Origin of the sequence: Pseudomonas sp. C11 (genome assembly GCF_034683865.1) — a bacterium.
Classification (GTDB): Bacteria; Pseudomonadota; Gammaproteobacteria; order Pseudomonadales; family Pseudomonadaceae; genus Aquipseudomonas.
In genome coordinates, this window is the sequence record NZ_JAWIIP010000003.1 from 187,776 (window position 1) to 207,924 (window position 20,149).

Consider the following 20,149-nt stretch of genomic DNA (forward strand, 5'->3'; position numbering starts at 1 on the left):
GGCATCGGCAGGCGAGCGCAAGCACCCGCCGGCTCGGGGGTCAGAAATTTTCCGGGGTCTTGGACTTCTCGCGCGCGCTGTCGCGGCTGACCAGCCCCTTGGCCACCAGAGTCTTCAGGCAGGCATCGAGGGTCTGCATGCCCAACGCGCCACCGGTCTGAATCGCCGAATACATCTGCGCCACCTTGTCCTCGCGGATCAGGTTACGGATCGCCGGCGTGCCGATCATGATCTCGTGGGCCGCCACGCGACCACCGCCGATCTTCTTCAGCAGGGTCTGCGAGATCACTGCCTGCAGCGATTCGGAGAGCATCGAACGCACCATCGACTTCTCTTCGGCCGGGAACACGTCGACCACGCGGTCGATGGTCTTGGCGGCGGAGGTGGTGTGCAGGGTGCCGAACACCAGGTGGCCGGTTTCCGCGGCGGTCAGCGCCAGGCGGATGGTTTCCAGGTCACGCATCTCGCCAACCAGGATGATGTCCGGGTCTTCCCGCAGCGCCGAGCGCAGGGCCTCGGAGAAGCCGTGGGTGTCACGGTGCACTTCACGCTGGTTGACCAGGCACTTCTTCGACTCGTGAACGAATTCGATCGGGTCTTCGATGGTCAGGATGTGGTGGTATTTGTTGCTGTTGAGGTAGTCGAGCATCGCCGCCAGGGTCGTCGACTTGCCTGAGCCGGTGGGGCCGGTGACCAGCACCAGGCCGCGCGGTACGTCGGTGATCTTGCGGAAGACCTCGCCCATGCCGAGCTCCTCCATGGTCAGCACCTTGGAGGGAATGGTACGGAACACCGCGCCAGCGCCACGGTTCTGGTTGAAGGCGTTGACGCGGAAACGCGCGACACCCGGCACCTCGAAGGAGAAGTCGGTCTCGAGGAACTCCTCGTAATCCTTGCGCTGTTTGTCATTCATGATGTCGTAGATCAGCGCGTGCACCTGCTTGTGATCCAGCGGCGGCAGGTTGATGCGGCGCACGTCGCCATCGACGCGAATCATCGGCGGCAGACCGGCCGAGAGGTGCAAATCCGACGCGCCTTGCTTGGCGCTGAAGGCAAGCAGCTCGGTAATATCCATGGGACTCCCCAATTGCAGGCAAGCAGGTAGAATGCCGCGAACGCTTAACGGCCGGGCCGCAAGTAATGTCCACGATAGCAGAGAATATTGCAAAGGTCGGAGCGCGCATCCGTGAGGCGGCGCAAGCATCGCAGCGCGATTGCGCGCAGATCGGCCTGCTCGCAGTGAGCAAGACCAAAACCGCCGAGGCCATCCGCGAGGCACATGCTGCCGGGATCCGCGACTTCGGCGAGAACTACCTGCAGGAAGCGCTGGAAAAACAGACCCAGCTGAGCGACCTGCCCTTGATCTGGCACTTCATCGGCCCCATTCAGTCGAACAAGACCCGGCCCATCGCCGAGCACTTCGACTGGGTACATTCAGTGGATCGCCTGAAAATCGCGCAACGCCTGTCCGATCAGCGCCCGGCTCATCTGCCGCCGCTGAATATCTGCCTGCAGGTCAATGTCAGCGGTGAAGACAGCAAGTCCGGCTGCAGCCCTAGCGAGTTGGTGGAACTGGCACGCGCCGTCACGGCGCTGCCGAAGCTCAAACTGCGCGGGCTGATGGCGATTCCCGAACCCACCGACGACGTCGCCGCGCAACATGCCGCTTTTGCTCGTTTGCGCCAACTGCGCGATGAGCTGGCGCTCAATCTCGACACCCTGTCCATGGGCATGAGCCATGACCTGGAGGCCGCCATTGCCGAAGGCGCCACCTGGGTACGCATCGGTACCGCCCTGTTCGGCGCTCGTGACTACGGTCAGACCGCCCCTCAATAAGGAAGCCCTATGAATCATCCGATCATTGCCTTCGTCGGCGCCGGCAACATGGCCGCCAGCCTGATTGGCGGCCTGCGCGCCCAGGGCGTCCCTGCCGACGCCATCCGCGCCAGCGAGCCGGGCGCCGAGCAGCGTGGCCGACTGCACCAGCAGCATGGCATCGCCCTGTTCAGCGATAACGTCGAGGCCATCGAAGGCGCCGATCTGATCGTGCTGGCCGTCAAGCCGCAGGCGATGAAGACCGTCTGCCTGGATCTGGCGCCGCACCTGACCGCCAATCAGGTGATCGTCTCCATCGCTGCCGGCATCAGTTGCGCCAGCCTGGAGAAATGGCTGGGCGAGCGCGCCGTCGTACGCTGCATGCCCAACACCCCGGCGCTACTGCGTCAGGGCGTTTCCGGCCTGTTCGCCAACCCGCGCGTCAGCCCCGAGCAAAAAGCCCAGGCCGAGCAGGTACTGAGCGCCGTCGGCCTGGCCCTGTGGCTGGACGATGAAGCCCAACTGGATGCGGTAACCGCCGTCTCCGGTAGCGGCCCGGCCTATTTCTTCCTGCTGATCGAGGCCATGACCGCCGCGGGTGAAAACCTCGGCCTGCCGCGCGATACCGCCGCACAGCTAAGCATCCAGACCGCGCTGGGCGCCGCGCGCATGGCCAGTGAGAGCGATGTGGACGCCGCCGAACTGCGTCGCCGCGTCACCTCGCCGAACGGAACCACCGAAGCGGCGATCAAAACCTTCCAGGCCGGCGGCTTCGAAGCGCTGGTCCAACAGGCTCTGAACGCTGCGGCCAATCGCTCGACCGAACTCGCCGAACAACTGGGCCAATAAAGGAAGCACACATGTCCGGACTCATCGAAGCCCTGATCTACATCATCCAGACCCTCGGCAGCCTCTATCTGCTGATCGTGCTGCTGCGCTTCATCCTGCAACTGGTGCGCGCCGACTTCTACAACCCGCTCAGCCAGTTCGTGGTCAAGGCCACCAAGCCGCTGCTGACACCGCTGCGCCGCATTATTCCGGGCTTCGCCGGGCTCGACCTGGCCTCGCTGATCCTCGCCATCCTGGTGCAACTGGTGTTGATGGTGGTGACGCTGACCCTGATGGGCTACAACGTTGGCGGCTTCATCCTGCAGCTTCTGGTCTGGTCGGTGATCGGCGTCACCTCGCTGTTCCTCAAGGTGTTCTTCTTCGCCATGATCATCAGCGTGATCCTCTCCTGGGTAGCACCCGGCAGCTACAACCCCGGTGCGCAACTGGTCAACCAGATCTGCGAGCCGCTGCTGGCGCCCTTCCGCCGCCTGCTGCCGAACCTGGGCGGTCTGGATATCTCGCCGATCTTTGCCTTCATCGCCATCAACCTGGCGGATCGCTTCATCATTGGTGGTCTGGCGGCCTACACCGGCCTGCCGCCGATGCTCAGCCCCTTCCTCTGAGTGGCGAGCTACTTTCGCTGGGACGGCGAGGATCTGATCCTCGACTGCCACCTGCAACCCAAGGCGAGCAAGGACGAGTTCGCCGGGCTGCACGGTGAGCGGCTGAAGATCCGCCTGACCGCACCGCCGGTCGACGGCAAGGCCAATGCGTACCTGCAGGCCTTCCTGGCCAAGGCCTTCGGTGTGGCCAAGAGCCAGGTCACGCTGGAAAGCGGCGAGCTCAATCGCCAGAAGCGCCTGCGCATTCGAGCCCCCCAGCAACTTCCGGCCATCGAAGGCCTGCGCCGCCCCGGCTGACCCCTCATCAGCCGACCGCTCGCGCCCCCTACCCGACCACAAGGCGGGCCGATCGATCACGCCAATTGACGCGCTCTTCAGTGGCCGCATAATGCGCCATCGCCGGTGCAAGCCGCGTACGTCCACGGCAGTGGTCGGTGAAGGGGCAAAAAGGAACGTGCAGTCGCCCACAACCATGCCATCGCCCCAGTCCTTATGCGGTAACCATGACCGAAAGGAGAGCCAGGATGAGCATGGAACGTCTCAGCCAGCAGGTCGACGCCTACGTCGCCTGGAAGCGCGAGCTGATCCGCGAGATCACCCGCTATCGCAGTTGGCTGGAGCACAACCGACTCAATTCCGATGCGGTAGCCGCCAAGCTCGAGCGCGCGCTCAAGCTCTTGCGCATCGACCACATCACCCTGGCCTTCGTCGGCGAGTTCTCGCGCGGCAAGACCGAGCTGATCAACAGCCTGTTCTTCTCCGAATATGGCCAGCGCATGCTGCCCTCGCAGGCCGGGCGCACCACCATGTGTCCGACCGAACTGTTCTTCGATCCGCGCTCGGAGCGCTCCTACATCCGCCTGCTGCCCATCGAAACCCGCAGCACCTCGGCCAGCGTCGCCCAGTTCAAACGCATTCCACGGCATTGGGTGAACATCCCGCTGGACGCCAGCGATCCGGACAACATGGCCCTGGCGTTCGGCCAGGTGGCCAAGACCAAGGTCATGCTGGTGGAGCAGGCCATTCAGCTCGGCTTCGACCCCGACATGCTGGAAAGCGCCGGCAAGCGGGGCCAGGTGCTGGTGCCCGCCTGGCGCCATGCCATGGTCAATTTCGATCACCCCCTGCTGCGCCAGGGCCTACGCATTCTCGACACTCCGGGCCTCAATGCCCTCGGCAGCGAACCCGAGCTGACCCTGTCGATGCTGCCCAACGCCCAGGCGATCATCTTCCTGCTCGCCGCCGACACGGGCGTCACGGCCAGCGACATGAACATCTGGCAGCAGCACATCCGCCAACTGGATGAAGACAGCCAGACCACCCTGTTCGCCGTATTGAACAAGATCGACGTGCTCTGGGACGACCTGGCTGGCGAGACCTTCGTGCACAACGCCATCGCCCAGATCCAGAGCGCCACAGCCAAGCAACTGGGCCTTGCCAAGGAAGATGTCCTGCCGCTCTCGGCCAAGCAGGCACTGCTGGCCAAGGTGCGTGGCGACCAGGCCTTGCTGGCGCGTAGCCAGATGGCCAACCTGGAAAACCTGTTGTGCGAACGCATCGTCGCGCAGAAGGAACGCCTACTCGAAGAGCAGGTGGTACGCCAGGTACTGGCCCTGCTCAACAACAGCCAGCATGTGCTGGGGCTGCGCCTGCAGAAGGTCAGCGAGCAGCTCGCCCTGCTCGGCAACCACCAGCAGGACAACGGCCAGTTGCTGTTCGAGCTGACCGCCAAGACCAAGGACGACCACAGCCTGCACCATAAGCGCCTGCTCGGCCTGAAGACCAACCAGCGCCTGTTGCAACGCCAGGGGCAGTTGCTGCGCTACGCCGTGCGGGCCGAGCGTCTGCAGGAACACTTGGAGAAGGTACGCCGCAACCTCACCGGTAGCTGGACGACGCTCGGCATCAACCAGGCCATCGTGCAGTTCTTCCAGGCCGTCGAACAGGATCTGCACAACCTGCAGCATGAAGCCGACATGGCCAACAAGATGGTCGCGGCCATCTACCAGCGGCACAACGAGGAAAACCCGCTTAGCGGCGTCGACGCGCCGCAGTTCCAGCTCAAGCGCTACTGGCGCGAACTGCGCCAACTGCAGAGCAAGGGCGATCAATTCCGCCTGCACCTGAAAACCCTGCTCACCGAACAGCGCAGCCTCACCCGACGCTTCTTCGCCACCCTCGCGCAGGAGGCCATCGGCCTGCACCAGCGCGTGCGCCAGGATGCCGAGCAGTGGGCAGCCGAGGCCCTGATGCCGCTGATGCAGAACACCCTGGAACACAAGCAGATGCTGGAAAGCCACATGCTGCGCCTCAAGGCCCTGGCCCAGGAAACCCAGCAATCACGCAAACGCAGCGTGCAACTGGCGCGCTATCAGGAAGAGCTGGAGCAGCAACTGGCCCAGGCTGCCGAGATGCTGCGCGTTCTGCGCCGCCCGGCACCGGTACAGCGCCAAAGCAAGGTGGTCAGTTTGCCGGTGGCGGCACGCCCTCGCAGCCTCTAAATCCTAAGCTCACGCACGCTATGCCCCCTCTCCCGCAAGCGGGAGAGGGGAGAGCAGAGCGCTCGCTTGCCGCTGGGGTCGGTGCTCTTTAGACTGGCGCCCTCCTCCGATTCGTTAGCAGCGCCTCCATGCCTACTGCCTTTCCCGAAGATTCCGTTGGCCTGGTCAGCCCCCAGGTATTTCGCTTCAGCGAGCCGCTCGCGCTGGCCTGCGGGCGCAGCCTGGCCGAGTACGAACTGGTCGTCGAAACCTATGGCGAGCTGAATGCCAACTGCTCCAATGCCGTGCTGATCTGCCACGCGCTGTCCGGCCATCATCACGCCGCCGGCTATCACAGCGCGGAAGACCGCAAGCCCGGCTGGTGGGACAGTTGCATCGGCCCCGGCAAACCTATCGATACACGCAAGTTCTTTGTTGTCAGCCTCAACAACCTCGGCGGCTGCAACGGCTCCACCGGCCCCGGCAGCGCCAACCCCGCCACCGGCAAGCCTTACGGCGCCGACTTCCCGGTGATGACGGTCGAAGACTGGGTCAACAGTCAGGCGCGCCTGGCCGATGTTCTTGGCGTCCGGCAATGGGCGGCAGTGGTCGGTGGCAGCCTCGGTGGCATGCAGGCGCTGCAATGGACCATCAGTTACCCCGAGCGCGTGCGTCACTGCCTGGCCATCGCCTCGGCACCCAAGCTGTCGGCACAGAACATCGCCTTCAACGAAGTGGCGCGTCAGGCGATTCTCACCGACCCGGAGTTTCACGGCGGGCACTTCATCGAGCAGGGCGTGATCCCCAAGCGCGGCCTGATGCTGGCGCGCATGGTCGGCCACATCACCTATCTGTCCGATGACGCCATGGGCGAGAAATTCGGTCGTGGCCTAAAGAGCGAGAAGCTCAACTACGACTTCCACAGCGTCGAGTTCCAGGTGGAAAGCTACCTGCGCTATCAGGGCGAGGAGTTCTCCGGGCGTTTTGACGCCAACACCTACCTGCTGATGACCAAGGCGCTGGACTACTTCGACCCGGCCGCCACCCATGACGGCGACCTGGCCAAGACCCTGGCCGTGGCTCAGGCGGACTTCTGCGTCATGTCCTTCACCACCGACTGGCGCTTCTCCCCGGCCCGCTCGCGGGAAATCGTCGACGCCCTGACGGCGGCGAAGAAGAACATCTGCTACCTGGAGATCGACGCACCACAGGGCCACGACGCCTTCCTCATGCCGATCCCGCGCTACCTGCAGGCGTTCGGCAGCTACATGAAGCGAATCGAGGTATGAGCATGCGAGCGGATCTGGACATCATCCAGGAATGGGTCGCCCCGGGCAGCCGTGTGCTCGACCTGGGCTGCGGCGACGGCGAACTGCTGGCCTGGCTGCGCGACAACAAGCAGGTGGCCGGTTACGGCCTGGAAATCGACCCGGACAAGATCGCCCTGTGCATCGAGCGCGGCGTCAACGTCATCGAGCAGAACCTCGATCTGGGCCTGGGCAATTTCGCCAGCGACAGTTTCGACGTGGTGGTCATGACCCAGTCGCTGCAGGCACTGCATTACCCGGACAAGGTGCTGGCCGAGATGCTGCGCGTCGGCAAGACCTGCATCATCACCTTCCCCAACTTCGGCCACTGGCGCTGCCGCTGGTACCTGACGACAAAAGGTCGCATGCCGGTTTCGGACTTTTTGCCCTACACCTGGTACAACACGCCGAACATCCACTTCTGCACCTTCGAGGACTTCGAGCGCCTGTGCCATGCTCAAGGTGCCCGCGTGGAAGAACGCCTGGCGGTGGACCGCGACCATCGCCACGGCATCGCCAGCCGCATCTGGCCCAACCTGCTGGGCGAGATCGGCATCTACCGCATCAGTGCGGCAGGCCTGGCCGGTCATCGTGTCGCGGTCTGAACGAGGAGAACATCATGCGTCGCATCATCCCCTTCCTGATCGCCCTGTGCATGGCCCTACCGGCCGCCGCCGAGCGTAAGCAGAGCTTTGGCGACCTCGACGTGCACTACAGCGTGTTCAACTCCAGCTTCCTGCAGCCGGATATCGCCGCCGCCGCCGGGCTCGCACGTAGCAAGACTCAGGGCGTGGTCAACGTCGCCGTGCTCAAGGCTGGCAAGGCCAGCACCGCACAGGTCAGTGGCCAGGTGAAGAACCTGCTGGGCCAGAATACGCCGCTGACCTTCCGCCAGATCAGCGAGAGCGGCGCCATCTATTACGTGGCGCAATTCCCGTTCAACAACCGCGAAGTCATGACCTTCACCCTCGACGTGCGCCAGGGTGACGAGTCGCACCGCATCACCTTCAACCAGGAAATCTTCCCGGACGAATAATCCCAAAGGTGCTGCCAGCGGCTTTGCGTAGAAGCCTCGCCCCGGGGCGAAGCTTGCAGGGTGCGGCCACCTTGGTTCGCGGCGGGGCGCCGCTCCTACAGAGTCTGTAATTCACTGTTCAACTGACAGGCAATATCCGCATGATCGACTTCAAGGAACTGGTACTGGCCAGCCACAACGCTGGCAAGCTCAAGGAGCTACAGGCCATGCTCGGCGACGCCGTGCGCGTGCGCTCGATTGGCGAATTCAGCCAGGTCGAACCGGAAGAAACCGGACTGTCCTTCGTCGAGAACGCCATCCTCAAGGCGCGCAACGCCGCGCGCATCTCCGGCCTGCCGGCACTGGCTGACGACTCCGGCCTGGCGGTGGACTTCCTCGGTGGCGCACCGGGTATCTACTCGGCACGCTATGCCGACGGCCAGGGCGACGCGGCGAACAACGCCAAGTTGCTCGCTGCCCTGAAAGACGCGCCAGACGCCGAGCGCGGCGCCCAGTTCGTCTGCGCCCTAGCCCTGGTACGGCATGCTGACGACCCGTTGCCGATTCTCTGCGAAGGCCTGTGGCACGGCAGCATCCTGCACGAGGCACGCGGTGAACACGGCTTCGGCTACGACCCGCTGTTCTGGGTGCCGGAAACCCAGTGCTCCAGCGCCGAGCTGCCCGCCGAGCAGAAAAACCGCCTCAGCCATCGCGCCCGCGCCATGGCCCTGCTCAAGCAGCGTCTGGGGCTGGCATGAGCGACAACATTGGCGGGAGCTTCCTGCTCCCGCCCCTCGCGCTCTACATCCATATTCCGTGGTGCGTGCGCAAATGTCCCTATTGCGACTTCAACTCCCACGCCGCCGGGCCGACGCTGCCGGAAGAGGAGTACGTCGATGCACTGCTGGCCGATCTCGATAGCGATCTGCACCATGCGCACGGCCGGCCACTGACCTCGATCTTCTTCGGCGGCGGCACCCCCAGCCTGTTTTCCGATCGTGCACTGGGGCGCCTGCTGGAAGGTGTCGAGCAGCGAATCGCTTTCGCGCCGGATATCGAGATCACCCTGGAAGCCAACCCTGGCACCTTCGAGCAGGCCAAGTTCAAGGGTTATCGCAGCCTCGGCATCAATCGTCTGTCGATTGGCGTGCAGAGCTTTCAGGAGGCCAAACTCAAGGCGCTGGGGCGCATCCACAATGGTGACGAAGCCATCCGCGCAGCCGATATGGCCCGCGCCGCCGGCTTCGACAACTTCAACCTCGACCTGATGCACGGCCTGCCCGAACAGAGCATCGAGGACGCCCTGTTCGACCTGCGCACCGCCATTGCCCAGGCACCGACGCACCTGTCCTGGTACCAGCTGACCATGGAGCCGAATACGGTGTTCTGGAGCCAGCCGCCGGAATTGCCCGAGGACGATCTGCTCTGGGACATCCAGGAAGCCGGCCAGGCGCTGCTCGCCGCCGAAGGCTATGTGCAATACGAAGTATCCGCCTATGCACGGCCTGGCAAGCAGGCCCGGCATAACCTCAACTACTGGACGTTCGGCGATTTTCTCGGCATCGGCGCCGGCGCCCACGCCAAGCTGAGTACGCAGGACGGACGCATCCTGCGCACCTGGAAGACGCGCCTGCCCAAAGACTATCTGGATCCGGGCAAGGCTTATCAGGCTGGCGAACGCCGGCTCGATGCCGACGAATTGCCCTTCGAGTTCCTGATGAACGTGCTGCGCCTGACCGACGGCGCGCCCGCTGAACTGTTCGCCCAGCGTACCGGTCTATCGCTCGCGCAGCTCGACGTAGCGCGCCGCGAGGCCGAGCGCCTAGGCCTGCTGCAGGCCGACGCTACGCGCCTGGTCGCAACGGCCAAAGGCCAGCTGTTTCTCAACGATCTGCTGCAGCTGTTCCTGGCCTAGCAGGTCGTTGAAAAACGTAGGCGAGGCAGTCAGTGCAAGGCAAAAACAGGCGAAAAAGCGGAGTTTACGAGCTGTAAATGAGCATTTTGAGCCTGTTTTTAACGCAGCAATGACAACGCAGGTAGTTTTTCAATGGCTTGCGAGTTCACCCACAGCAGGCAAGGATTCCGGTAGGCTACCGCGCTTGATCCGCGCGGTCATCGCTCACGCCGCGCCGCACTGAAGGAGCCTGAATGGATCTGCTACTGGACCTGATCGTCACCCTTTCGCGCTGGAGCCGCAGCCACCTCGGCGACATTTCCCTGGCCATCATGGCCACTCTGCTGGTGCTGTTCGGGCCGGCCATCAACGCCTGGGTACAACGCACCATCGGTAACCTCAACTTCGTCCTGCGCACCTTGCTGTTCGTGGTGTTCTGCGCGGTGGGCTACGGCCTGGCCATGGTCTTTCTCACCCCCTGGCTGGCCAAGGGTCTGGCGCAATTCAACAACTACACCCTGGCCCCGGTGCTGATCCTGATCTTCGCGGTGATCGGCATTCTGGCCGACCGCAACTAGACGCCCGTCACTGGCGCAGCCATGCCACGACCTGCTCAACCAATTGGGCAGCCGTGGCATGTGTCGAGTCCAGGCGCAGCAGTGGGCAATTCAACTGCCGCTCGATCCAGGCTTCGTGCATGCGCAGACTGCGAGTCTGCAGGCCACCCTGTTCGTAACCCGTCGCCCAGGCCAGGAAAGCCTGGCTTTGCGCATGCATGTCACCGCCAGGCTCGATGCGCGCGCCATAGCGCTGCACCTCACGCTGGCGCAAGCGGCGCATACGCTCGGCATCGTCCAGGCGTAGAAAAACGGCATGACTGAACGAGGGGATCAAGGCCTCTCCCCAACTGCACAGCGAGCCGCTCAGTACCCAGCTGGGTGCCTGTGCAGCACATTCGCGGATCAGTTCGATACGTTCGGGCGGCGTGCGCTTGTGCTGATAGGGTGGCTCGCTGGGTAACCAATAGAAGTCGTCAGTATCCAGATGCAGCCAGCCATGTTTTTCGGCCAGCGCACGCGCCAGCGTCGTGGTTCCGGAACCGGATGCCCCGAAGAGATGCAACCTGACGTCCATCGCCGATGACCTCCTTGAAATGACTCACTCCTGACGGCTGCCGGCCCAGCCCGCGCACCCGCCAGCCGGCGGATGCGCGGGCTCAATCACGCCTCAGTTACCCTCGCGACGCAACGCCTGCGGAGTGAAATCACGAGGCGTCAACTTGGCGTTGAAGTCGTACATCGGCTCGTTGTTGTCCAGGCCATCGACGAAATAGCGGCCGCCCTTGAGGTCGTAGATGGTTTCCAGCGTGGAGCCGAACATCGGTACCTCGTAGTAGCTGATCGGATGCGCTTCCTGCAGCCCGATCAGGCCTCCGCTCTTGTCGTACAGGTCGACGGCAAGGATCTGCCAGCTGTCCTCGTCAAGATAGAAGCGGCGCTTGGCGTAGGGATGGCTGAAGCCCTTGCGCAGCGATGCCTCGACGACCCAGACCCGGTGCAGTTCGTAGCGCAGCAGCTCGGGATTGAGGTGCTTGGCCTGCAGGATATCGCCGTAGGGGATGCCCTCCTGGTGCACCGCATAGCTGTTATAGGGCACGAGCATCTCGCGCTTGCCCAGAAGCTGCCACTCGTAACGATCCGGCGCGCCGTTGTAGGAATCGACCTGATCGGCCGTGGCCATGCCATTGGTATCGGGCTGCAGGCTGTCATAGGCAAGCATCGGCAGACGGCGCACGCGGCGCTCGCCGCGGTTGAAACGCCAGGCCTTGCGGATCGACAGTACCTGGTCGAGGGTTTCCTGCACCACCAGGGCCGAGCCGGCGAGCCGCGCCGGCGCCACCACCCGGTACTTGTAGTAGAAAAGGGTGTTGTCCAGATCCTTCGGCGTCACGCCTTCGCGCCCGTAGAGGAAATATACCTCGCGCTCCAGCTTGAGCAGGTTGTAGCTGCCATTGGCGAGCACGGCAGCCTGGTTGGTGACCATGCTGATCTGTTCGCCGCGGTAGCGCATGACATGGTTCCAGATGGCCTCCTGGCCGTTCTGCGGCAGCGGGAACGGTACGCCCGCCGCAGCGCCCTGCACGCCATTACCGCCGGAGATCAATTCAGTGTTGAGGGCATTGAATCGTGTGGCGTCGTAGATGCGCTGAGGCGCAGCGGCGCTGCGGCGAGTGGGGAACACTCGCAGGTAGAAGCTGGGATTCTGCTCCAGCAGGGTCTTCATACCGGGCGACAGCAACGGCTCGTACTTCGCCAGGTTCTGGCTGTCGACCCGATAGAGCAACTGGTCGGCGGCAAAGGGATCCGGGTGGTGCATGCCCGGCTCATAACCTGCCGGAGGCTTGGCCAGCCCACCTGTCCAGGCCGGAATGGTGCCGGTGGCATTGCCAGCCATCTCGCCGCCCAGCGGCGTCAGATCCCGACCGAGACGCTCGGCCTGGTCTGCGTCGACCCTGGCCTGGGCCTGCAGCGTCAAAGCCCCCAATAGCAGAAGGGAAACCGATCTCAACACAATGCTCTCCTCGCCACGCCTGAAATGCTCGCGCGGCTGTCTGTGCGCTCACCCTCGGGGACGAGCTTTATTGTTGTGTATTGCGGTGAGGTGCCATCCTGGCCGTCGGGTGAGCCCGATCTAGTCTGCGATTCTGCCACTTGCCCGCACGATATGGCACCGTGCGGTTTCGCTCATGCTTCGCGCTGGAACTTAAGATCCCAAACGCCATGCCCCAGGCGTTCGCCACGGCGCTCGAACTTGGTCACCGGGCGTTCTTCGGGACGCGGCACATAGGTGCCATCGGCGGCCAGGTTGCGATAGCCCGGCGCAGCATTCATTACCTCGAGCATGTGCTCGGCGTAATTCTCCCAATCGGTGGCCATGTGCAGCACGCCACCGATCTTCAGCTTGCTGCGCACCAGCTCGGCGAAGGCTGGTTGGACGATGCGCCGCTTGTGGTGACGCGCCTTGTGCCAGGGGTCGGGGAAGAACAGCAGCACGCGATCGAGGCTGGCGTCGGCCACGCAGTCGCGCAGCACTTCCAGCGCATCGCAGCTGTAGACGCGCAGGTTGCTCAGGTTCTGCGCCATCGCACCGTTGAGCAAGGCCCCGACGCCGGGCTTGTGCACCTCGACGCCAATGAAATCCTGCTCGGGCGCTGCCGCGGCCATCTCCAGGGTGGAATGGCCCATGCCGAAACCGATCTCGAAGGTGCGCGGCGCGCTGCGACCGAACACCTGATCGAAGTCGCGCAGGCCGTCAGCCAGATCCAGGCCGAACAGCGGCCAGCCCTTGTCGAGACCGCGCTGCTGGCCTTCGGTCATGCGCCCGGCGCGCATCACGAAGCTCTTGATGGTACGGCGCTGGCGACCGTCTTCGGTCAGTTCGGGCTGTTGGGTGTCAGTCATGCTGTGCTCTTGTAGAGTGCTTTGCGACATGACGGGCCGGCGAAGCGGCCCGCAGCAAATCGCATCGTTACTTGATCAGACCATCCAGCGGGGAAGACGCGCTGGCATAGAGTTTCTTCGGCATGCGGCCGGCAAGGTAGGCCAGGCGCCCAGCCTCGACCGCATGCTTCATCGCGCGAGCCATGAGGATCGGATCCTGTGCATGGGCGATGGCACTGTTGAGCAGCACCGCCTCGCAGCCCAGCTCCATGGCGATGGTGGCATCGGAGGCAGTGCCCACGCCGGCATCGACCAGCACCGGCACCTTCGCCTCTTCGAGGATGATGCGCAGGTTGTACGGGTTGCAGATGCCCAGGCCCGAGCCGATCAGGCCGGCCAGCGGCATCACCGCGATGCAACCGATTTCGGCCAACTGGCGGGCGATGATCGGGTCGTCGCTGGTGTACACCATCACGTCGAAGCCATCCTTGACCAGGATCTCGGCGGCCTTGATGGTTTCGATGACGTTGGGGAACAGGGTCTTCTGGTCGGCCAGCACTTCCAGCTTGACCAGGTTGTGCCCGTCGAGCAGCTCGCGGGCCAGGCGGCAGGTACGCACGGCATCGGCGGCGTCGTAGCAGCCGGCGGTGTTGGGCAGGATGGTGTACTTGTCCGGGCTGATCACGTCGAGCAGGTTCGGCTCGCCGGGGTTCTGCCCGATGTTGGTACGGCGCACGGCCACGGTGACGATCTCGGCACCCGAGGCGGCGATGGCGTCACGGGTTTCGTCCATATCCTTGTACTTGCCGGTACCGACCAGCAGGCGCGACTGGAACGTGCGACCGGCCAGGGTGAAGGGCTTGTCGTTGCGAACTTGGCTCATGAGTACTCCTCGGATCGTGGGGCACGGCTGTCGGCTCGCCACCCCGTCGCGGTCGTGAAACGGTGTCGGCGGTCGTTCAACCGCCGCCGATGGCGTGTACCACCTCCACGCGATCGCCCTCGGCGAGGCGGGTGGTGGCATGCTGGCTGCGCGGAACGATGTCCAGATTGAGTTCGACCGCCACGCGGCGCCCGGTCAGGTCGAGGCGCACCAGCAGATCCGCGACGCTCTGGCCGTCGGGTAGCTCGAAGGGTTCGCCGTTCAACTGAATACGCATGACGGGTCGGTCACAACTAGGGAGAGGGCCGGCATTCTAGCCCGAGAGCTGCCAGTGACCAAGGCTAAAAGGCGCCATTGGTCTTCATCCTTGACGCCAGAGTCAGGTCAGCTTCCAGGCGGCCAAGCCCAAACACAGCCAACCGACGAGGAAGGCAACACCGCCGAACGGCGTGATGATGCCGAGCTTGCTGATACCACTGAGGGTCAGCAGGTAGAGGCTGCCGGAGAACAACAGAATGCCGATGGCAAAAGCCGCGCCGGCGATGTTCGGCAACCGTCCCGGCACGTGCAACGCCAAGAGGCCAACGCCGAACAGGGCCAACGCATGGATCAACTGGTAGTGCGTACCGGTCTGGAAGATCGCCAGGTATTCAGGCGTCAGCCGATTCTTCAGGCCATGCGCGGCAAAGGCACCGAGGGCAACGCCGGTAAAACCGGCAAAGGCGGACAACAGCAGCCAGAGACGAGCCATGCAACCTCCGAAAGAGCGAAACGATGCCGAGCAGTTTACCCCCTGCCGCGTGCGAAGCAGTAAGCAGCGTTGTCACAGCCCCATTAATGCTCCAAGGCGGGAATAAATTCGCGCTCACCGCCCGCGCTTGGGCCGACCATCTGGTTTAATAGCCGCCATGTTTCGTTCCCTGACCCGCCGCCTCCTCAAACTGCTGCTCTGGTTCATGCTGGCCAGCGCCGCGCTGGTGCTCGTCCTGCGCTGGGTACCCCCACCCGGCACGGCGCTGATGATCGAACGCAAGATCGAAGCCTGGAATGACGGAAAAAGCCTGGAGCTCAAGCGTCAATGGCGCCCGTGGAACGAACTGCCGGACGACCTGAAGATGGCGGTGATCGCGGGTGAAGATCAGAAGTTCGCCGAGCACTGGGGCTTCGACATCGGCGCCATCCAGGCAGCACTGGCGCACAACCAGAATGGCGGTTCACTACGCGGCGCCAGCACGCTCAGCCAGCAGGTGGCGAAGAACCTGTTCCTCTGGTCGGGCCGCAGTTGGCTGCGCAAGGGCCTGGAGGCCTGGTTCACCGCACTGATCGAGTTGCTCTGGTCGAAGGAGCGCATCCTCGAGGTGTATCTCAACAGTGTGGAATGGGGCGACGGCATCTTCGGCGCCGAGGCTGCCGCACGCTATCACTTCGGGGTCGGTGCGCCCTACCTGAATACGCGGCAAGCCAGCCAACTGGCCGCGGTACTGCCCAATCCACTGCGCTGGAGTGCGGGTCATCCGACGGGTTATATCGCTCGCCGGGCAAGCTGGATTCGTCAGCAGATTCGTCAACTGGGCGGCAGCCACTACCTCGACCAACTCGAGTCACGTCGCCCGGATGGCTGGCCGCGCTGGCTCTAGGCAAACCGAAGCAGCCGATTCGCAGACATGAAAAAGCCGCACCTGGGTGCGGCTTTTTCGTTGGCGAGGAACTCAGGCGGCAATACAGCCCTTGAGCTTGTTCATCGCGTTCTTCTCGAGCTGACGGATACGCTCGGCCGAAACGTTGTACTTGGCGGCCAGGTCATGCAGCGTCGCCTTCTCCTCGGCCAGCCAGCGCTGGTAGAGAATGTCGCGGCTGCGCTCATCGAGGCTTTCCAGCGCTTCATGCAGGTTGCTGCTGGAACTGTCGCTCCAATCGGCATCCTCGAGCTGGCGAGCCGGGTCGTAGCGGTGGTCTTCCAGGTAATGCGCGGGCGACAGGAAGGCGCTGTCATCATCGGCATCGGCGGCCGGGTCGAAGGCCATGTCCTGACCGGTCAGGCGGCTCTCCATCTCGCGCACTTCGTGCGGCTCCACGCCCAGACTTTCGGCCACGGCGGTCACTTCGTCATTGTTCAGCCAGGCCAGACGCTTCTTCTGGCTGCGCAGGTTGAAGAAGAGTTTGCGCTGCGCCTTGGTGGTAGCCACCTTGACGATGCGCCAGTTCTTCAGGATGAACTCGTGGATTTCCGCGCGAATCCAGTGCACGGCGAAGGAGACCAGACGCACACCCATTTCCGGGTTGAAGCGCTTGACCGCTTTCATCAGGCCGACGTTGCCTTCCTGGATCAGATCAGACTGGGCCAGGCCATAGCCCGAGTAGCTGCGGGCGATATGCACCACGAAACGCAGGTGAGCCAGCACCATCTGGCGGGCGGCCTCGAGATCCTGCTGATAGTAGAGATTTTCGGCCAGTTCACGCTCCTGCTCGGGCGTCAGCAGCGGGATGCTGTTGACCGCATGCACGTAAGCTTCCAGGTTGGCGCCTGGAACAAGAGCATGAACAGGTTGCAAGGAAGTGGACATTCGAATCCTCCGATTCACGAAACTCGTGCAGTGTAGCACTGCGCTATCTGATGCAGAGCCTGTGGATAAGTTCCTGCCCAGATAGTCAATATCAACCAAAACAATAGCTTGTCAGCTTGCGTTCAGCCTTGCCAGGCAAGGCCTCAACGCGGCGCCAGCTCATTGAGATGGCGCGCCACCGCCAGCCAGGCGCCAATATAGCCCAACAGCACGGCGCCGAGCAGCAGCGAAAAACCGTCGGACGAAGGTACGCCACTCAGGGCGAAATCGCTACCGTACAAGCCGGCCAAACGTACTACAGCATCGTTCAGCCAATCCAGCCCGAAAGCCAGCAGCAGCCAAGCGAAGATACCCGCGCCAAAACCATAGAGCGCGCCCATATAAAGGAATGGGCGGCGCACGTAACCATCGGTGCCACCGACCAGCTTGATCACCTCGATCTCGGCGCGGCGGTTCTCGATATGCAGGCGGATGGTGTTGCCGATCACCAGCAGCAGCGCCAGGATCAGCAGCACGCTGAGACCGAAGACGAAGCGGTCACCCAGCTTGAGGATGGCGGTCAGACGTTCGACCCAGACCAGATCGAGCTGCGCCTGCTCCACCTTGGGCAGCTCGGCCAGACGCTGGCGCAAGGCTTCCAGCTTGGCCTTGTCGACTTCCTTGGGCGTCACCAGCACCACCCCGGGCAGCGGGTTCTCCGGTAATTCCTTGAGCGCCCGACCCAGCCCGGAAAGCTGCTGGAACTCCTCGAGCGCCTGCTCACGGCTGATCCACTCGGCGTCGGCGACATCATCCAGCGCCTTGATCTGCTCGCGCAGAGCCTGACCCTCACGATCGCCGGCCGACATGTCGAGGAACAGGGAAATCTGCGCCGCACGCTGCCAGGAGCCGCCGAGCTTCTCGACGTTGTCCAGCAGCAGCGACAGACCCATCGGCAGACTCAGGGCCACGGCCATCACCCAGCAGGTGAAGAAGCTGCCGATGGGCTGGCGGGCCAGGCGCCGCAGGCTATCGACCAGACTGGCGCGGTGGCTTTCCAGCCAGGCGTGGAACAGCGTGCGGAAATCTGGCTCATCCGCCGGACGATCGGCGACCTTGTTGCGCGGTGCCGCGCCGACACGTTCGGCCGGCTGCGGTGGTGGCATCTTCGACGCGCTCATCAGGCCGCCTCTCCGTCGCCGATCAGGCGACCACGTTGCAGGGTGAGCATGCGGTGGCGCATGCGCGCGATCAGTGCCAGGTCGTGGCTGGCAATCAGCACCGTGGTGCCCAACTGATTGATGTCCTCGAACACGCCCATGATCTCGGCTGCCAGACGCGGGTCGAGGTTACCGGTGGGTTCGTCGGCCAACAGCAGAGCGGGACGATGGACGATGGCGCGGGCAATGCCGACGCGCTGCTGCTGCCCGGTGGACAGGTCGCCAGGCGCCTGCGCGGCCTTGTCCGACAGCGCCACGCGCTCCAGCGCGGCACCGACGCGCTTGGCGATCTCCGGCTTGGACAGGCCAAGGATCTGCAGCGGCAGGGCGACGTTGTCGAACACCGTGCGATCGAACAGCAACTGGTGATTCTGGAACACCACGCCAATCTGCCGGCGCAGGAAGGGAATCTGCGCATTGGTGATGGTCGACAGGTCATGCCCGGCCAGCATCAGCTTGCCGCTGGTGGGGCGCTCCATGGCCAGCAGCAGGCGCAGCAAGGTGCTCTTGCCAGCGCCGGAGTGGCCGGTGACGAAGAGAAATTCGCCAGGGCGAACGCGAAAGCTCAGTTCGTGCAGCCCGACATGGCCATTGGGGTAACGCTTGGCGACCTGCTCGAATCGGATCATCCGCGCTCACGCTCCTCGAAGAGTGCCTGGACGAACGCCTGCGCCTCGAACGGACGCAGGTCGTCGATGCCCTCGCCCACACCGATATAGCGAATCGGCAGGCCGAACTGCTTGGCCAGGGCGAAGATGACACCGCCCTTGGCGGTGCCATCGAGCTTGGTCAGCGCCAGGCCGGTGAGGTTCACCGTCTGGTTGAACTGTTTGGCCTGATTGATCGCGTTCTGCCCGGTGCCGGCATCGAGCACCAGCAGCACTTCATGCGGCGCCGTCTCATCCAGCTTGCCGATCACCCGGCGCACCTTCTTCAACTCTTCCATCAGGTTGTCTTTGGTGTGCAGGCGGCCGGCGGTATCGGCGATCAGCACATCGACGCCGCGCGACTTGGCGGCCTGCACCGCATCGAAGATCACCGAAGCCGAATCGGCGCCCGTGTGCTGGGCAATCACCGCGATGTTGTTGCGCTCGCCCCAGACCTGCAGCTGCTCCACGGCAGCGGCGCGGAAGGTGTCGCCGGCAGCCAGCATGACCTTCTTGCCATCGAGTTGCAGCTTCTTGGCCAGCTTGCCGATGGTGGTGGTCTTGCCCACGCCGTTCACACCCACGACCAGGATCACGTAGGGCTGCTTGGCGCTGTCGATCACCAGCGGCTGTTCGACCGGTTTGAGCAGGGTCACCAACTCTTCCTGCAGCGCCTTGTACAGCGCGCCGCTGTCGGCCAGCTCCTTACGCGCCACGCGCTTGGTCAGGTTGCCGATGATCGTGGTGGTCGCCTCGACGCCGACGTCGGCGGTCAGCAGGCGGGTTTCCAGGTCATCGAGCAGGTCGTCGTCGATGGCCTTCTTGCCGAGGAACAGGCTGGCCATGCCCTCGCCGAGGCTGGCGCTGGTCTTGGACAAGCCCTGCTTGAGGCGGGCGAAGAAGCTCGGTTTTTCCTGAGTGGCCGGTGCCACGACGGGAGCGGTCGGTGCCGGCGCCGGTGCGGCGACAGGCTCGGGCATTACTGGCGGCGGCTCGGCCACCACCGGCGCCGCAACAGGAGCGGGAGCGGCAACCTGCTGCTCAGCGGCAGACGCTACAGCAGGCTGATCTGCCGGCGCTTCGGCAGGCGCCGCTGCAGGTTCGGGCGAATCGACAGGCGCAGTTTCCGGCTGAACGGGTTGAGCAGCGGCCTCTGCAGGCTTCTTGCGCCACCAACTGAACAGGGATTTCTTCTCTTCACTCACAGGCTGAGCCTGGGTACCGGGCTCGGCCGGTGGATTCTTGTCGTCTTTGGAACCAAACATGGGTCATCTCAAAGGGGCGAGCGATCAGCGCAAGCAGCAGGAGCCACTGACCGCACTCAGAAAAATTCGCTTGCCAGGCGCGTCCTTGAACTGCGCCCGCACGGATACGCAAAAGGGCCTGGGCTGTAAGAAACAACCCGAGACTTTACCACTTTAGAGCGCCGCCGCGCAGCGTCGCCGCCTGCC

At 63.7% G+C, this 20,149-nt stretch carries 23 protein-coding genes; 12 read left to right on the plus strand and 11 right to left on the minus strand.

Features of this window, described 5'->3' with window-relative positions:
* Positions 1 to 40: 40 nt before the first annotated feature.
* On the minus strand, positions 41 to 1,075 hold the full coding sequence (pilT, locus tag VC352_RS06920) for a type IV pilus twitching motility protein PilT (protein ID WP_322978847.1): 1,035 nt from the start codon (positions 1,073 to 1,075) through the stop codon (positions 41 to 43).
* A gap of 65 nt (positions 1,076 to 1,140) precedes the next feature.
* Between pilT and VC352_RS06925 the strand changes: the two genes are divergently transcribed.
* The 11 genes from VC352_RS06925 to VC352_RS06975 all read left to right on the plus strand — a co-directional run bounded on the left by VC352_RS06925 (position 1,141) and on the right by VC352_RS06975 (position 10,543).
* Positions 1,141 to 1,836, plus strand: coding sequence for a YggS family pyridoxal phosphate-dependent enzyme (locus VC352_RS06925; protein ID WP_322978848.1), 696 nt, complete (start codon positions 1,141 to 1,143; stop codon positions 1,834 to 1,836).
* 9 nt (positions 1,837 to 1,845) lie between these two features.
* Positions 1,846 to 2,664, plus strand: coding sequence for a pyrroline-5-carboxylate reductase (gene proC / locus VC352_RS06930; protein ID WP_322978849.1), 819 nt, complete (start codon positions 1,846 to 1,848; stop codon positions 2,662 to 2,664).
* A gap of 11 nt (positions 2,665 to 2,675) precedes the next feature.
* Positions 2,676 to 3,269, plus strand: coding sequence for a YggT family protein (locus VC352_RS06935; RefSeq protein ID WP_322978850.1), 594 nt, complete (start codon positions 2,676 to 2,678; stop codon positions 3,267 to 3,269).
* Positions 3,270 to 3,566 (plus strand): DUF167 domain-containing protein, encoded by a 297-nt coding sequence (locus tag VC352_RS06940; protein ID WP_322978851.1) that lies wholly within the window; start codon positions 3,270 to 3,272, stop codon positions 3,564 to 3,566.
* Positions 3,567 to 3,793: 227 nt separating this feature from the next.
* Entirely contained in the window at positions 3,794 to 5,770 is a 1,977-nt protein-coding gene (locus tag VC352_RS06945) for a dynamin-like GTPase family protein (RefSeq protein WP_322978852.1), read from the plus strand.
* A gap of 128 nt (positions 5,771 to 5,898) precedes the next feature.
* Positions 5,899 to 7,038 carry a homoserine O-succinyltransferase MetX gene (metX, locus tag VC352_RS06950; RefSeq protein ID WP_322978853.1) on the plus strand — a complete coding sequence of 380 codons (1,140 nt, stop codon included), beginning with the start codon at positions 5,899 to 5,901 and terminating at the stop codon, positions 7,036 to 7,038.
* A gap of 2 nt (positions 7,039 to 7,040) precedes the next feature.
* The gene (gene metW, locus VC352_RS06955) at positions 7,041 to 7,661 is read left to right on the plus strand and encodes a methionine biosynthesis protein MetW (RefSeq protein WP_322979003.1); all 621 of its coding nucleotides are present in this window, start codon (positions 7,041 to 7,043) and stop codon (positions 7,659 to 7,661) included.
* Between the two features lie 14 nt (positions 7,662 to 7,675).
* On the plus strand, positions 7,676 to 8,092 hold the full coding sequence (locus tag VC352_RS06960) for a DUF4426 domain-containing protein (RefSeq protein WP_322978854.1): 417 nt from the start codon (positions 7,676 to 7,678) through the stop codon (positions 8,090 to 8,092).
* A gap of 140 nt (positions 8,093 to 8,232) precedes the next feature.
* Positions 8,233 to 8,829 (plus strand): RdgB/HAM1 family non-canonical purine NTP pyrophosphatase, encoded by a 597-nt coding sequence (gene rdgB, locus VC352_RS06965; protein ID WP_322978855.1) that lies wholly within the window; start codon positions 8,233 to 8,235, stop codon positions 8,827 to 8,829.
* Entirely contained in the window at positions 8,826 to 9,986 is a 1,161-nt protein-coding gene (gene hemW, locus VC352_RS06970; RefSeq protein WP_322978856.1) for a radical SAM family heme chaperone HemW, read from the plus strand. Before rdgB ends, hemW begins: the two co-directional genes overlap by 4 nt.
* Positions 9,987 to 10,219: 233 nt before the next feature.
* Positions 10,220 to 10,543, plus strand: a complete 324-nt coding sequence (locus VC352_RS06975; protein WP_322978857.1) for a DUF3392 domain-containing protein — start codon at positions 10,220 to 10,222, stop codon at positions 10,541 to 10,543.
* Between the two features lie 7 nt (positions 10,544 to 10,550).
* On the opposite strand, the gene VC352_RS06980 is transcribed toward VC352_RS06975, so the two are convergent.
* The 6 genes from VC352_RS06980 to VC352_RS07005 all read right to left on the minus strand — a co-directional run bounded on the left by VC352_RS06980 (position 10,551) and on the right by VC352_RS07005 (position 15,039).
* Entirely contained in the window at positions 10,551 to 11,099 is a 549-nt protein-coding gene (locus VC352_RS06980; protein WP_322978858.1) for an AAA family ATPase, read from the minus strand.
* A 93-nt stretch (positions 11,100 to 11,192) separates the two neighbouring features.
* On the minus strand, positions 11,193 to 12,536 hold the full coding sequence (locus VC352_RS06985; protein WP_322978859.1) for a DUF1329 domain-containing protein: 1,344 nt from the start codon (positions 12,534 to 12,536) through the stop codon (positions 11,193 to 11,195).
* A 173-nt stretch (positions 12,537 to 12,709) separates the two neighbouring features.
* Complete coding sequence (gene trmB, locus VC352_RS06990) at positions 12,710 to 13,426, minus strand: tRNA (guanosine(46)-N7)-methyltransferase TrmB (protein WP_322978860.1); 717 nt, start codon at positions 13,424 to 13,426, stop codon at positions 12,710 to 12,712.
* 67 nt (positions 13,427 to 13,493) lie between these two features.
* The gene (locus VC352_RS06995; protein WP_322978861.1) at positions 13,494 to 14,288 is read right to left on the minus strand and encodes a thiazole synthase; all 795 of its coding nucleotides are present in this window, start codon (positions 14,286 to 14,288) and stop codon (positions 13,494 to 13,496) included.
* A gap of 76 nt (positions 14,289 to 14,364) precedes the next feature.
* Positions 14,365 to 14,565: a sulfur carrier protein ThiS gene (gene thiS / locus VC352_RS07000; RefSeq protein WP_322978862.1), complete on the minus strand. Its 201-nt coding sequence runs from the start codon at positions 14,563 to 14,565 to the stop codon at positions 14,365 to 14,367.
* Positions 14,566 to 14,667: 102 nt separating this feature from the next.
* A complete protein-coding gene (locus tag VC352_RS07005; protein WP_322978863.1) occupies positions 14,668 to 15,039 on the minus strand; it encodes a DUF423 domain-containing protein in 372 nt (123 codons plus the stop codon).
* Between the two features lie 157 nt (positions 15,040 to 15,196).
* Here VC352_RS07005 and mtgA point away from each other — a divergent pair, with 157 nt between their 5' ends.
* Positions 15,197 to 15,925 carry a monofunctional biosynthetic peptidoglycan transglycosylase gene (mtgA, locus tag VC352_RS07010; RefSeq protein WP_322978864.1) on the plus strand — a complete coding sequence of 243 codons (729 nt, stop codon included), beginning with the start codon at positions 15,197 to 15,199 and terminating at the stop codon, positions 15,923 to 15,925.
* Between the two features lie 72 nt (positions 15,926 to 15,997).
* Here the strand turns inward: mtgA and rpoH are convergent, their stop codons facing one another.
* From rpoH to ftsY, 4 genes are all read right to left on the minus strand, one after another.
* Entirely contained in the window at positions 15,998 to 16,852 is an 855-nt protein-coding gene (gene rpoH, locus VC352_RS07015; protein ID WP_322978865.1) for an RNA polymerase sigma factor RpoH, read from the minus strand.
* 143 nt (positions 16,853 to 16,995) lie between these two features.
* Positions 16,996 to 18,012, minus strand: coding sequence for a permease-like cell division protein FtsX (gene ftsX / locus VC352_RS07020; RefSeq protein WP_322978866.1), 1,017 nt, complete (start codon positions 18,010 to 18,012; stop codon positions 16,996 to 16,998).
* The gene (ftsE, locus tag VC352_RS07025) at positions 18,012 to 18,680 is read right to left on the minus strand and encodes a cell division ATP-binding protein FtsE (protein WP_322978867.1); all 669 of its coding nucleotides are present in this window, start codon (positions 18,678 to 18,680) and stop codon (positions 18,012 to 18,014) included. The genes ftsX and ftsE overlap by 1 nt, the downstream gene beginning before the upstream one ends.
* Complete coding sequence (gene ftsY / locus VC352_RS07030) at positions 18,677 to 19,963, minus strand: signal recognition particle-docking protein FtsY (RefSeq protein ID WP_322978868.1); 1,287 nt, start codon at positions 19,961 to 19,963, stop codon at positions 18,677 to 18,679. Before ftsY ends, ftsE begins: the two co-directional genes overlap by 4 nt.
* Positions 19,964 to 20,149: the final 186 nt, after the last annotated feature.